The sequence below is a fragment of the Citrobacter sp. CRE-46 genome (assembly GCF_059615875.1).
On the sequence record NZ_CM184341.1, the window covers coordinates 4,304,800 to 4,317,429 of the forward strand.

11 protein-coding genes are annotated in these 12,630 nt (G+C 55.6%); 7 read left to right on the plus strand and 4 right to left on the minus strand.

The annotated features are described in order from the left end of the window. Nucleotides 1-2 precede the first annotated feature (2 nt). Both leuC and leuD read left to right on the plus strand, forming a co-directional pair. Nucleotides 3-1,403, plus strand: a complete 1,401-nt coding sequence (leuC, locus tag AC534G_RS20990; protein WP_110498748.1) for a 3-isopropylmalate dehydratase large subunit — start codon at nt 3-5, stop codon at nt 1,401-1,403. Between the two features lie 10 nt (nt 1,404-1,413). After that, a complete protein-coding gene (gene leuD / locus AC534G_RS20995) occupies nt 1,414-2,019 on the plus strand; it encodes a 3-isopropylmalate dehydratase small subunit (RefSeq protein ID WP_110498749.1) in 606 nt (201 codons plus the stop codon). Between the two features lie 51 nt (nt 2,020-2,070). Here leuD and AC534G_RS21000 read toward each other — a convergent pair whose 3' ends face one another. Together AC534G_RS21000 and sgrT are read right to left on the minus strand one after the other, a co-directional pair. Continuing rightward, nucleotides 2,071-3,249 (minus strand): sugar efflux transporter, encoded by a 1,179-nt coding sequence (locus AC534G_RS21000; RefSeq protein WP_085048318.1) that lies wholly within the window; start codon nt 3,247-3,249, stop codon nt 2,071-2,073. A 115-nt stretch (nt 3,250-3,364) separates the two neighbouring features. Continuing rightward, nucleotides 3,365-3,487 (minus strand): glucose uptake inhibitor SgrT, encoded by a 123-nt coding sequence (gene sgrT, locus AC534G_RS21005; protein WP_016151681.1) that lies wholly within the window; start codon nt 3,485-3,487, stop codon nt 3,365-3,367. Between the two features lie 99 nt (nt 3,488-3,586). Here sgrT and sgrR point away from each other — a divergent pair, with 99 nt between their 5' ends. From sgrR to thiQ, 4 genes are all read left to right on the plus strand, one after another. Beyond that, nucleotides 3,587-5,242, plus strand: a complete 1,656-nt coding sequence (sgrR, locus tag AC534G_RS21010) for an HTH-type transcriptional regulator SgrR (protein ID WP_038637166.1) — start codon at nt 3,587-3,589, stop codon at nt 5,240-5,242. Nucleotides 5,243-5,542: 300 nt separating this feature from the next. After that, nucleotides 5,543-6,526 (plus strand): thiamine ABC transporter substrate binding subunit, encoded by a 984-nt coding sequence (thiB, locus tag AC534G_RS21015; RefSeq protein WP_110498750.1) that lies wholly within the window; start codon nt 5,543-5,545, stop codon nt 6,524-6,526. Next, nucleotides 6,502-8,112 (plus strand): thiamine/thiamine pyrophosphate ABC transporter permease ThiP, encoded by a 1,611-nt coding sequence (thiP, locus tag AC534G_RS21020; protein WP_110498751.1) that lies wholly within the window; start codon nt 6,502-6,504, stop codon nt 8,110-8,112. The genes thiB and thiP overlap by 25 nt, the downstream gene beginning before the upstream one ends. Continuing rightward, entirely contained in the window at nt 8,096-8,803 is a 708-nt protein-coding gene (gene thiQ, locus AC534G_RS21025; RefSeq protein ID WP_110498752.1) for a thiamine ABC transporter ATP-binding protein ThiQ, read from the plus strand. Before thiP ends, thiQ begins: the two co-directional genes overlap by 17 nt. Nucleotides 8,804-8,841: 38 nt before the next feature. Here the strand turns inward: thiQ and AC534G_RS21030 are convergent, their stop codons facing one another. Then, complete coding sequence (locus AC534G_RS21030) at nt 8,842-9,609, minus strand: DedA family protein (protein ID WP_038637157.1); 768 nt, start codon at nt 9,607-9,609, stop codon at nt 8,842-8,844. 119 nt (nt 9,610-9,728) lie between these two features. Continuing rightward, entirely contained in the window at nt 9,729-10,574 is an 846-nt protein-coding gene (gene araC / locus AC534G_RS21035; protein ID WP_006686679.1) for an arabinose operon transcriptional regulator AraC, read from the minus strand. Between the two features lie 340 nt (nt 10,575-10,914). On the opposite strand from araC, the gene araB reads away from it, so the two are divergent. Next, nucleotides 10,915-12,624, plus strand: coding sequence for a ribulokinase (araB, locus tag AC534G_RS21040; RefSeq protein ID WP_199983110.1), 1,710 nt, complete (start codon nt 10,915-10,917; stop codon nt 12,622-12,624). Nucleotides 12,625-12,630: the final 6 nt, after the last annotated feature.

The following is a 12,630-nucleotide window of genomic DNA, read 5'->3' on the forward strand; positions in this document are numbered from 1 at the left end:
TCATGGCCAAAACGTTATACGAAAAATTATTTGATGCGCACGTAGTCTTTGAGGCGCAAAACGAAACCCCGCTGCTGTATATCGACCGCCATCTGGTGCATGAAGTCACCTCCCCGCAGGCGTTTGATGGTCTGCGCGCGCATGGCCGTCAGGTGCGCCAGCCGGGTAAAACCTTCGCCACCATGGACCACAACGTCTCAACGCAAACCAAAGACATTAACGCCTCCGGCGAAATGGCGCGTATTCAGATGCAGGAACTGATCAAAAACTGCAATGAATTTGGCGTTGAACTGTACGACCTGAATCACCCGTATCAGGGTATTGTCCACGTGATGGGGCCTGAGCAAGGCGTGACCTTGCCGGGAATGACCATCGTCTGTGGCGACTCCCACACCGCCACCCACGGCGCATTCGGCGCGCTGGCGTTCGGTATTGGCACTTCAGAAGTTGAACATGTGCTGGCAACGCAAACCCTGAAACAGGGTCGCGCCAAAACCATGAAGATTGAAGTCAACGGCAAAGCCGCGCCGGGCATCACGGCGAAAGATATCGTGCTGGCGATTATCGGTAAAACCGGTAGCGCGGGCGGTACCGGGCATGTGGTTGAATTTTGCGGCGAAGCCATCCGTGAGCTGAGCATGGAAGGCCGTATGACCCTGTGTAACATGGCCATTGAAATGGGGGCCAAAGCGGGTCTGGTCGCACCGGATGAAACCACCTTTAACTATGTGCAAGGGCGTTTACATGCGCCGAAAGGCGAGGATTTTGCCCACGCGGTTGAGTACTGGAAAACGCTGCAAACCGACGACGGCGCAACGTTTGATACCGTCGTCACTCTGCAAGCAGAAGAGATCGCGCCGCAGGTCACCTGGGGAACGAATCCGGGTCAGGTGATCTCGGTGAACGATTATATTCCCGATCCGGCATCATTTACCGATCCCGTTGAGCGCGCATCGGCGGAAAAAGCGCTGGCGTATATGGGGCTGAAACCTGGCATTCCGTTAACAGAAGTGGCTATCGATAAAGTCTTTATCGGTTCCTGCACCAACTCGCGCATTGAAGATTTACGCGCCGCGGCGGAAATCGCCAAAGGGCGCAAAGTCGCGCCGGGCGTACAGGCACTGGTGGTGCCGGGTTCTGGTCCGGTGAAAGCGCAGGCGGAAGCGGAAGGTCTGGACAAGATCTTTATCGAAGCAGGATTTGAATGGCGCTTACCGGGCTGTTCCATGTGCCTGGCCATGAATAATGACCGCCTGAACCCAGGCGAGCGCTGCGCATCCACCAGCAACCGTAACTTTGAAGGTCGTCAGGGCCGCGGTGGCCGCACGCATTTAGTCAGCCCGGCGATGGCCGCCGCCGCCGCCGTTACCGGCCACTTCGCCGACATTCGCAGCATCAAATAAGGAAACTACCATGGCAGAGAAATTTACCCAGCATACCGGCCTGGTTGTCCCACTGGATGCCGCCAACGTCGATACCGATGCAATTATCCCGAAACAGTTTTTGCAGAAGGTCACACGCACCGGTTTTGGCGCCCATCTGTTTAACGACTGGCGTTTCCTGGACGAAAAGGGTCAACAGCCAAATCCAGAGTTTGTGCTGAACTTTCCGGAATATAAAGGCGCGTCGATTCTGCTGGCGCGGGAAAACTTTGGCTGCGGCTCTTCACGTGAACATGCGCCGTGGGCGCTGACCGACTACGGCTTTAAAGTAGTGATCGCGCCAAGCTTCGCCGACATCTTCTACGGCAACAGTTTCAACAACCAACTGCTGCCGGTAACCCTGAACGACGCGCAGGTCGATGAAATGTTTACCTTGGTGAAAGCCAATCCGGGGATTACATTTGAAGTGGATCTGGTGGCGCAGGTCGTCAAAGCGGGCGATAAGTCCTACAGCTTTAAGATCGATGACTTCCGCCGCCACTGCATGCTGAACGGTCTGGACAGCATCGGGCTGACGCTGCAGCACGAAGCCGCCATCACCGAATACGAAGACAGGCAGCCCGCGTTTATGCGCTAGTCATTGTTGTGCCGGATCAGGCCGTTACGCCGCCATCCGGCACTTTATAAATCAAACGTCCTTCACCCGCCCGGTCATCACCAGCGTGACCACCGAAATCGCCGCAATCACCCAGTAAACGGCAAAATGCCCGTAGCTTTGCGCCACCGCTCCTTGAATCACTCCCGCCAGAATCACGCCCGTTGAAATACTGTTAGTAAACAATGTGGTCGCCGATCCCGCGCGCCCCGGCATCAGATCCTGAAACCACAGCATTCCTATCCCAGCGATAATGCCGATAAATACCGCGTTAAACAGCTGCAGGACCAGCAGCGCCGTGCGGCTGTGAAAGAAGATCAGACCAAGATAAAACAGTACGCCCGCCGCCACGGCCGCGATCATCATGCGCCGCTTACCAAAGCGTTTCACGTAGTAGCCCGCCAGAATCATCGCCGGAATTTCCAGCCCGGCCGCGGTGCCCATCAGGATCCCGGCCAGCTTGTCCGGCAAGCCCAGCTCAAGGCTAATCCACAGCGGCATATCGATGATGTACATGGTATTGCAGGTCCACATCAGCGTGGAGGCAATAAACAGCATGCGTACATTTTTGTCCTGCCAACCGCTGGCCTGTTCCAGCGGCACATCGACAGGTTGCTCCACCCGAGCCACAGATGGCAGTATCAGCGCGATCAGCACCAGGCTGATGGCAAAAATGCCTGCGGCAATGGAAAACATCGCCGTGAAACCGTAATTCAGCGCCAGCATAAAAGCCAGCGGCGGCCCTATCACCCACGCCAACGAAAGCTGCGCACGCATCACCGAGCTAAACATCACCACTTCACGCGCCGAGCTATCGGCATATTCCCGCGCCAGCGCAAACAGCTGCGGCATGGCGGTATTTGCCAGCGAAGCCAGCAGCACACCGCAGGTGATCAGCGTGAGATAGTGGCGATTAAAGGCAAACAGCAGCGCGTTGCCGATTGCCATCAGACAACAGAACATGATCAGTTTTCGCCGATCGCCCTGACTATCGGATCGTTTCGCCAGACCAAGGCTGACCCCGATCCCGGCAATAGCGTTGACGGTATAAAACAGCCCGACCCAAAATGGCTGCGCCCCGACTTCACGGCTCAGAAACAGGCTCAGCGTGGGTGCCTGCAACGCCCCGGCCACACCCATCATAAAAGCGACCAGCATAAATGCCGCGTAAACGCCGTTAAGGCGCCGTCCCATGGTCATAATCCAGAGCATATCTTTCCTTTTAAGCGCAGCTGAAACGAAAAAAGCCAGCAGATAATACCTGCTGGCGCGGCGATTAACACCAATACTCAGTCACACATGATGTCTGCAACTCGCAATTCGGAGGTCAGGCTGTCACCTCCCACTGCATCAGTTCTTCAAGCATCTTTAAGCGCTGCGGTGCGCTCAGGCAAGCCAACCAGGACGATTTTTCCGTCGCAGTAAAGTACTTCAACCAGAACTGACGCATAGATGACCCCTTCGTTGTCTCATCGCTTCATCGGAATCTATTATTGGCTTAATATAGGGATAATAAAATTGCTGAGTTTTCCGCAGGAGTTCCCCTTTTATGTCTTCTGGTCGTTTGCAACAACAGTTCATCCGTCTGTGGCAATGCTGTGACGGCAAAACGCAAGACACGACGCTAAACGAACTGGCGGAGCTGCTGAGCTGCTCGCGCCGTCATATGCGCACCCTGCTTAATACCATGCAGGATCGCGGCTGGTTAACGTGGGAAGCCGAAGTTGGGCGGGGTAAACGCTCGCGCCTGACATTTCTCTATACCGGGCTGGCGCTCCAGCAGCAGCGGGCAGAAGACCTGCTGGAACAGGATCGTATCGATCAACTGGTGCAACTGGTCGGTGATAAAACGGCCGTCAGACAAATGTTGGTTTCCCACCTGGGACGCAGTTTTCGCCAGGGGCGGCACATCATGCGCGTCCTCTATTATCGCCCTATGCGCAATCTGCTCCCCGGCACGGCGTTACGCCGCTCCGAAACCCATATTGCCCGACAAATCTTCAGTTCCTTAATTCTGGTAAATGAGGAAAATGGGGAACTGGAAGCCGACATTGCGCATCATTGGCAGCAGATTTCGCCTTTACACTGGCGATTCTTCCTGCGCCCGGGGATCCATTTTCATCATGGCCGTGAGCTGGAAATGGAGGATGTCATTACTTCGCTACAGCGCATCAACGCGCTGCCGCTGTATTCGCACATTACGCAAATCGTCTCGCCCACCGCCTGGACGCTGGATATCCATCTTGCCCAACCGGACCGCTGGCTTCCCTGGCTACTGGGGCAAGTCCCCGCCATGATCCTGCCGCGAGAATGGGAAACGCTAAATAACTTTTCCAGCCATCCGATTGGCACAGGCCCATATGCCGTGATGCGCAATACTAATAACCAACTGAAAATTCGCGCATTTGATGATTACTTCGGCTACCGGGCGCTGATCGATGAAGTTAACGTTTGGGTATTACCTGACATCGGCGAAGAGCCGGGCGGCGGGTTGACGCTAAAAGGTCCCACGGAGGATGAAAAGGCGATTGAAAGTCGACTGGAAGAAGGCTGCTACTACCTGCTGTTTGATACACGCACCCATCGTGGTGCTAATCAGGAGGTTCGCGAGTGGGCAAGCCGGGTTCTCTCGCCAACCAATTTAATCTGTCACGCCGACGAACAGTACCAGAGACTGTGGTTTCCCGCCTATGGGTTACTCCCCCGCTGGCACCACGCCAAACCCGGGCATGGTGAAAAACCGGCCGGGCTGGAAACGCTAACGCTCACTTACTATCGCGATCACATCGAACATCGGATTATCGCGCAGATCATGAAAACGTTGCTGGCGCAGCATCAGGTACAGCTAAACATTCAGGAGATCGACTACGATCAGTGGCATGCAGGTGAAATAGTCAGTGATATCTGGCTCAACAGCGCCAACTTTACCCTACCGCTGGATTTCTCGCTGTTCGCTCATTTGTGCGAAGTCCCGCTGCTGCAAAACTGTATCTCGCGCGACTGGGAAAACGATGCGGCCCGCTGGCGAACCGGTGAAATGAGCCTGGCGGCATGGTGCCAACAGCTGCTCGCCACAAAGGCTATTGTGCCGTTGATCCACCACTGGCTGATCATTCAGGGCCAGCGCAGTATGCGCGGGCTACGCATGAATACCCTCGGCTGGTTTGATTTTAAATCGGCATGGTTTGCGCCGCCGGATCCCTAAGAGCCAGCTCTTAATTGCTGCCCGGCAACAAAATCACTACACTAACGCCGTTCTCAACGGGGTGCTAAATAAAAAACATACACAAAATCATTCATGATGCCTCAAGGCGGCAAGCGAGTGAATCCCCAGGAGCATAGATAACTATGTGACTGGGGTGAGCGAGCGCAGCCAACACAGAGGCAGCGTGAATGATGAAGTGTATGGGCTGAGAGATACCCGTCGAACCTGATCCGGATAATGCCGGCGAAGGGATTTGAGGCTTATCTCAAGTCCTTTGCCACCCAACTCTTGAGGTGCAAAGTGTTTAAAAAATGTCTTCCGCTTTTACTGCTGTGCGCAGCGCCTGCCTTCGCCAAACCGGTGCTGACCGTCTATACCTACGATTCGTTCGCTGCGGACTGGGGGCCTGGCCCGACAATCAAAAAAGCCTTTGAAGCTGACTGCAACTGCGAACTGAAGCTGGTCGCGTTGGAAGATGGCGTCTCGCTGCTTAACCGCCTGCGCATGGAAGGAAAAAACAGCAAAGCCGACGTCGTGCTGGGACTGGATAACAACCTGCTGGAAGCCGCCACGCAAACCAAACTGTTCGCCAAGAGCAATGTCGCAAACGACGCCGTTGACGTACCCGGCGGCTGGAAAAATGACACCTTTGTTCCGTTTGATTACGGCTACTTCGCTTTTGTCTATGATAAAAACAAGCTGAAAAATCCGCCAAAGAGCCTGAAAGAGCTGGTCGAAAGCGATCAGAAATGGCGCGTCATTTATCAGGACCCGCGCACCAGCACGCCAGGGCTGGGCCTGCTGTTATGGATGCAAAAAGTCTATGGCGACAAAGCACCGGAGGCGTGGCAGAAACTGGCAGCCAAAACCGTCACCGTCACCAAGGGCTGGAGCGAAGCCTACGGCCTGTTCCTGAAAGGTGAAAGCGATCTGGTACTGAGCTACACCACCTCTCCGGCCTATCACATCATTGACGAGAAAAAAGATAACTACGCCGCCGCCAACTTTAGTGAAGGTCACTATTTGCAGGTGGAAGTCGCCGCCCGCACCGCGGCCAGCAAGCAGCCGGAACTGGCTGAGACGTTCCTCAAGTTTATGGTTTCTCCGGCATTCCAGAATGCCATTCCGACCGGCAACTGGATGTATCCGGTGACGCAGGTTGCTCTCCCATCAGGATTTGAGCAACTGAAGAAACCGGCCACCGCGCTGGAATTTACCCCGCAGCAGGTTGCGGCTCAGCGTCAGACATGGATTAGCGAATGGCAACGCGCCGTCAGCCGTTAATTCCCGGCTGGCTGCTTCCAGGGCTTTCTGCCGCCACGCTGATGGTCGCAGTAGCCCTGGCCGCGTTTCTGGCGCTATGGTTTAACGCCCCACAAGGAGAATGGCTCTCGCTGTGGCGAGACGACTACCTGTGGCACGTGGTGCGTTTTTCTTTCTGGCAGGCTTTTTTATCCGCAGTGTTGTCGGTTGTCCCGGCAATTTTCCTTGCCAGAGCACTTTATCGCCGCCGTTTCCCCGGACGTCTGGCGCTGCTACGCCTGTGCGCGATGACGTTAATCCTGCCGGTGTTGGTCGCGGTCTTTGGCATTCTCAGCGTGTATGGCCGTCAGGGCTGGTTAGCCTCACTCTGGCAGATATTCGGGCTGGAGTGGACGTTTTCGCCGTACGGTTTGCAGGGTATTCTGCTGGCGCACGTTTTTTTCAATCTGCCGATGGCCAGCCGTCTGCTGTTGCAGTCGCTGGAAAATATTCCCGGTGAACAGCGACAGTTAGCCGCTCAGTTGGGTATCCGCGGCTGGCATTTCTTCCGCTTTGTCGAATGGCCATGGTTACGCCGTCAGATCCTTCCCGTCGCCGCGCTCATCTTTATGCTGTGCTTCGCCAGCTTCGCCACCGTTTTGTCGCTGGGTGGCGGGCCGCAGGCCACCACCATTGAGCTGGCTATCTATCAGGCGCTGAATTTCGATTACGATCCCGCCCGTGCCGCTATGCTGGCGTTGATCCAGATGCTGTGTTGTTTAGCGCTGGTGCTCCTCAGTCAACGCCTGAGCCGCGCTATTGCGCCCGGCACCACGCTGGTTCAGGACTGGCGCGATCCCGACGATCGTCTGCACAGCCGTCTGGCAGACTCCTTGCTGATTTTCCTGGCCCTGTTGCTGTTGCTGCCGCCGCTGTTGGCAGTGATTGTCGATGGTCTTAACCGCCAGCTTCTGGATGTGCTTATGCAGCCGGTTCTGTGGCAGGCGTTGGGAACTTCACTGCGCATCGCGCTGGCGGCAGGGGCATTGTGCGTGATACTCACCATGATGCTGTTATGGAGCAGTCGCGAACTGCGCGCCCGACAGCAGGTGCTGGCAGGCCAGGTGCTGGAGCTTAGCGGCATGATGATCCTCGCCATGCCGGGCATCGTGTTGGCAACCGGCTTCTTTCTGCTGCTCAATAACACCGTTGGTCTCCCCGAATCCGCCGACGGCATTGTGATTTTCACCAACGCGCTGATGGCGATCCCTTACGCGCTGAAGGTACTGGAAAACCCAATGCGTGACGTGACCGCACGCTACAGTATGTTGTGCCAGTCGTTGGGAATTGAGGGATGGTCGCGGCTGAAAGTGGTTGAACTGCGGGCACTGAAACGTCCGCTGGCGCAGGCGATGGCTTTTGCCTGCGTACTGTCGATTGGCGATTTTGGCGTGGTGGCGTTATTTGGCAATGAGGATTTCCGCACCTTGCCGTTTTATCTATATCAGCAGATTGGATCTTATCGCAGTCAGGATGGCGCGGTTACGGCGCTCTTGCTGCTGATCCTGTGTTTTACGCTGTTTACCGTTATTGAGAAATTGCCCCGTAGAAATGTTAAAACTGATTGATATCACATGGCTTTACCACCATTTGCCCATGCGCTTTACGCTGTCAGTCTCGCGCGGTGAGAAGGTCGCAATACTCGGGCCCAGCGGCGCCGGGAAAAGTACGCTATTGAATCTGATTGCCGGCTTTCTTGCGCCTGCCAGCGGCACAATGATGATTGAAGGTGAAGATCACACCGCAACGCCTCCTTCGCGTCGTCCCGTCTCCATGCTGTTTCAGGAAAACAATCTGTTCAGCCATCTGAGCGTGTGGCAAAACATCGGTCTGGGTCTTGATCCGGGATTAAAACTGAACGCATCGCAGCGGGAAAAAATGCGCCACATCGCCCGGCAAATGGGGCTCGATTCACTGCTGGAGCGACTCCCCGGTGAGCTTTCCGGCGGGCAGCGACAACGTGTGGCGCTGGCGCGTTGTCTGGTGCGGGAGCAACCCATTTTGCTGCTCGATGAACCGTTCTCTGCGCTCGATCCCGCGCTGCGTCAGGAGATGTTAACCCTGGTCGCCGAGGTCTGCCGTGATAAGCAGCTTACGCTGCTGATGGTTTCCCACAGCGTCGAAGATGCGGCGCGAATTGCGCCCCGGTCAATCGTGGTCGCCGACGGACGCATTGCGTGGCAAGGCAAAACAGACGAGCTACTAAGCGGTCAAGTCAGCGCCTCAGCGCTGTTAGGCATCAAGCCTCATATTTCGTAGGCCGGATAAGGCGAAGCCGTCATCCGGCAAGGGAATCGTTAGTAACCCACAACTTTGCGCAGAATATCGATATATACCGGCATCAGCGGGTGACGCAACAGCGCCACCAGCGCGACCACGCCGATCCCGAGCGTCAACGGCGCCAGATACAGTAAACGGCTGCGGGGGAAATACGCAGTTAAACGATCGACTGCCGCTTTGCCGCTGCGCCACAGCCGCCAGCATAACCAGCCTCCAACCCACAGCAGCAACGCCGTCGCCAGCAGCAGCCATTTGAAATCTCCGCTCTGCATATCGGAAGGAATATCGATTGCCGCGCCCGCCAAAATACCCGGCAGGAAATAGAACGGCGGCCACAGCACGCAGCCAATAATATTGGGGACTATAAATTTTGCGACAGGCAGATCCAGCATACCCGCCACCATCGGCACCAGCGGACGCGTTGGGCCGACAAAACGGCCCACCAGAATGGTAAACATGCTGTGCTGATGCAGCGCATGCTCGGTTTTATCCAGCAGCGCCTTGTTCTTTTTCATGAACGACCAACGGTGCAGCGGCTTTTTAAAGCGCCAGCCCAACCAAAAGGAGATCCAATCCCCCAACAGGCAACCGACGATGCCCGCAAGCCAGGCATGCCAGAAATTCAGTTCGCCACTGCCAATCAGCGCCCCCAGCCCCGCCATCATCACGGTGCCAGGCAGAATCAGACCAACCAGCGCCAGAGACTCCAAAAAGGCCACCAAAAGTACGGCGATCAGAGAGTACAGGGCGGACTGGAGGATAAAGTGTTCCAGCAATGCTTGCATAATGTGTCCGTCAGATTTACGAAGCAGGGATTTTGATAACCCTTCTCAACTTCGTCAAGCCATCAATTGTCTGAATAGATTGCCAGTTATGACAACTTTCAGGACACATCATTCACTTTTTATTCACATCCAGCACGGAACTCGCTCGGACTGGCGCCGGTACATTTTTTGAAAACGCGAGAGAAATAGAGCTGGTCATCAAAGCCGACGTTGCGACCCACCGTGGCGATAGGCATTCGTGTGGTACTCAGCAGTAGCTTCGCCTGACTGATTCGCTGATCCTCACGCCAGCTTAATACGCTGATGCCCAATTGCTGGCGGAACAGGTGTGACAAACGGGAAGGCGACAGGCAGACATGCTGTGCGACGCTGGCAATATCAAAATTGCTGTCCGCCAGATGATCGCTAATGTACTGACAGGCATCACGAACGCGGTTGTCCATTGGCGGGTGCAGCGACTCATTAATGGCTTCCATACGTCGGAGTAACAATTGCTCCAGCAAATTAATCGCCAGCAGTTCGGAATAGCGTCCCTCTCCCTGCCCGGCATTGATGATCTGCCCAAACAGTTCGTTGAAATGCGGTTGATGCGCTTCATCAGGGCGAAAGAAACCGGTCTGGGCAAAAATGGCCGGCCAGGCCAGCCACTCCTGCCAGTAAGCGCGTGGCCGGAAGTAGACCCACTGGTGATACCACTCGCTGGCGTCAGGATGGCGTCCGTAGTGGTGAATTTCGCCAGGCGGAAAAAGCAAAATATCGCCAGGTCGACAGACAAACTGCTTGCCCTGATTATTAATGACCCCTTCCCCACGAATAGTGAGATTGAGGATATAGCCTTTCATCCCCAGCGGCCTGTCGATAAAAAAATCCAGGTATCCGTTCGCCTCAATGGGGGTCAATCCAGCCACCAAATGTGCGTTAAACGAATAGCCCGGCAGGAGGGGATCGTTTTGCGTTTCAGCCATAATTTCAATACTCCCTGGGTTCTGCTAAGAAACAATTTGTCCATATTACGCCAGACATCATCGCCGTCGTCCCGGCGGGCCACAGTTGTTTGCGGTAATGGACCATCAACCCCGCTTGTGAAAAGCAATTTGTAAAAAACATGTACCACGCCAACGTCAAAATCGGCTAACAAAAGTGTCTATAACTACGGCAGAAATGTCCACATTGATTATTTGCACGGCGTCACACTTTGTGATGCCACAGCATTTTAGTCCATAAGATTAGCGAATCCTGCCTGACGGTTTTTATCCCTGGTCACTACTGTTTATCCATACCCGTATTTTTGGATGGAGTAAGACGATGGCGATTGCAATTGGCCTCGATTTTGGTAGTGATTCGGTACGCGCTTTGGCGGTGGAATGTGCCACTGGTGAAGAAATCGCCACCAGCGTTGAGTGGTACCCACGTTGGCAGGAAGGGCAGTTTTGCGACGGCCCAAACAACCAGTTTCGCCATCATCCGCGCGACTACATTGAATCCATGGAAGCGGCGCTGAAAACCGTACTCGCCGAACTGAGCGCGGAACAACGCGCAGAAGTGGTCGGGATTGGCGTTGACAGTACCGGCTCAACCCCGGCGCCTATCGATGCCGACGGCAACGTACTGGCGCTGCGCCCGGAGTTTGCGGAAAACCCGAATGCGATGTTTGTTCTGTGGAAAGATCACACTGCGGTAGAAGAAGCCGAAGAAATTACTCGCCTGTGCCACACGCCAGGCAAGATCGATTACTCCCGCTATATTGGCGGTATTTATTCCAGCGAATGGTTCTGGGCAAAAATCCTGCACGTGACTCGCCAGGACCACGCGGTCGCCGAGGCGGCGGTCTCATGGATTGAGCTGTGTGACTGGGTTCCGGCCCTGCTCTCCAATACTGTGCGCCCCCAGGATATTCGTCGCGGTCGCTGCAGCGCCGGGCATAAATCCCTGTGGCATGAAAGCTGGGGGGGGCTGCCGCCAGCCAGTTTCTTTGACGAACTCGACCCCATCCTCAACCGCCATCTGCAATACCCAATGTTTAGCGATACCTTCACGGCGGACCTGCCGGTTGGCACTCTGTGTGCCGAGTGGGCGCAGCGCCTGGGTCTACCGGAAAGCGTGGTGATTTCAGGCGGCGCTTTTGACTGCCATATGGGCGCGGTCGGCGCAGGCGCACAGCCCAATACGCTGGTGAAAGTCATCGGCACGTCTACCTGCGACATTCTGATTGCCGATAAACACAGCGTTGGCGAACGCGCGGTGAAAGGCATTTGCGGGCAGGTTGATGGCAGCGTGGTGCCGCATTTTATCGGTCTGGAAGCGGGGCAATCTGCTTTCGGCGACATCTATGCCTGGTTTAGCCGCGTGTTGAGCTGGCCGCTGGAACAGCTTGCTGCGCAGCACCCGGAACTGAAAACCCAGATTAAAGCCAGCCAAAAACAGCTACTGCCAGCGCTCACCGAAGCCTGGGCGAAAAATCCGTCGCTGGATCACCTGCCGGTGGTGCTCGACTGGTTTAATGGTCGTCGTACGCCGAATGCCAACCAGCGTCTGAAAGGCGTCATTACCGACCTGAATCTGGCAACTGATGCGCCAGCGCTGTTCGGCGGTCTGATTGCCGCCACGGCCTTTGGCGCGCGCGTCATCATGGAATGCTTCACCGAACAAGGCATTGCGGTTAACAACGTCATGGCGCTCGGCGGTATCGCGCGTAAAAACCCGGTCATCATGCAGGCCTGCTGCGACGTGCTAAACCGTCCGCTGCAGATTGTCGCTTCAGACCAGTGCTGCGCGCTCGGTGCGGCTATCTTCGCCGCCGTTGCCGCGCAGGTCCATGCAGACATTCCAGCCGCCCAGCAACACATGGCGAGCGCAGTAGAAAAGACGATGCAACCTCGCCCAGAACAGGCTCAACGTTTTGAACAACTTTACCGCCGCTACCAGCAGTGGGCGGTAAGCGCTGAACAACAATACCTTCCGACTGCCGCTCCGGCGCAACAAGCCCCGGTAGACCTGGCAACCCTGACTCATTAAGGACAC

What these genes read in the sequence shown, in the direction of transcription:
- leuC (WP_110498748.1), top strand. Translation starts at nt 3, where the DNA reads ATGGCCAAAACGTTATACGAAAAATTATTTGATGCGCACGTAGTCTTT.
- leuD (WP_110498749.1), top strand. Translation starts at nt 1,414, where the DNA reads ATGGCAGAGAAATTTACCCAGCATACCGGCCTGGTTGTCCCACTGGAT.
- AC534G_RS21000 (WP_085048318.1), bottom strand. Translation starts at nt 3,249, where the DNA reads ATGCTCTGGATTATGACCATGGGACGGCGCCTTAACGGCGTTTACGCG.
- sgrT (WP_016151681.1), bottom strand. Translation starts at nt 3,487, where the DNA reads ATGCGTCAGTTCTGGTTGAAGTACTTTACTGCGACGGAAAAATCGTCC.
- sgrR (WP_038637166.1), top strand. Translation starts at nt 3,587, where the DNA reads ATGTCTTCTGGTCGTTTGCAACAACAGTTCATCCGTCTGTGGCAATGC.
- thiP (WP_110498751.1), top strand. Translation starts at nt 6,502, where the DNA reads ATGGCAACGCGCCGTCAGCCGTTAATTCCCGGCTGGCTGCTTCCAGGG.
- thiQ (WP_110498752.1), top strand. Translation starts at nt 8,096, where the DNA reads ATGTTAAAACTGATTGATATCACATGGCTTTACCACCATTTGCCCATG.
- AC534G_RS21030 (WP_038637157.1), bottom strand. Translation starts at nt 9,609, where the DNA reads ATGCAAGCATTGCTGGAACACTTTATCCTCCAGTCCGCCCTGTACTCT.
- araC (WP_006686679.1), bottom strand. Translation starts at nt 10,574, where the DNA reads ATGGCTGAAACGCAAAACGATCCCCTCCTGCCGGGCTATTCGTTTAAC.
- araB (WP_199983110.1), top strand. Translation starts at nt 10,915, where the DNA reads ATGGCGATTGCAATTGGCCTCGATTTTGGTAGTGATTCGGTACGCGCT.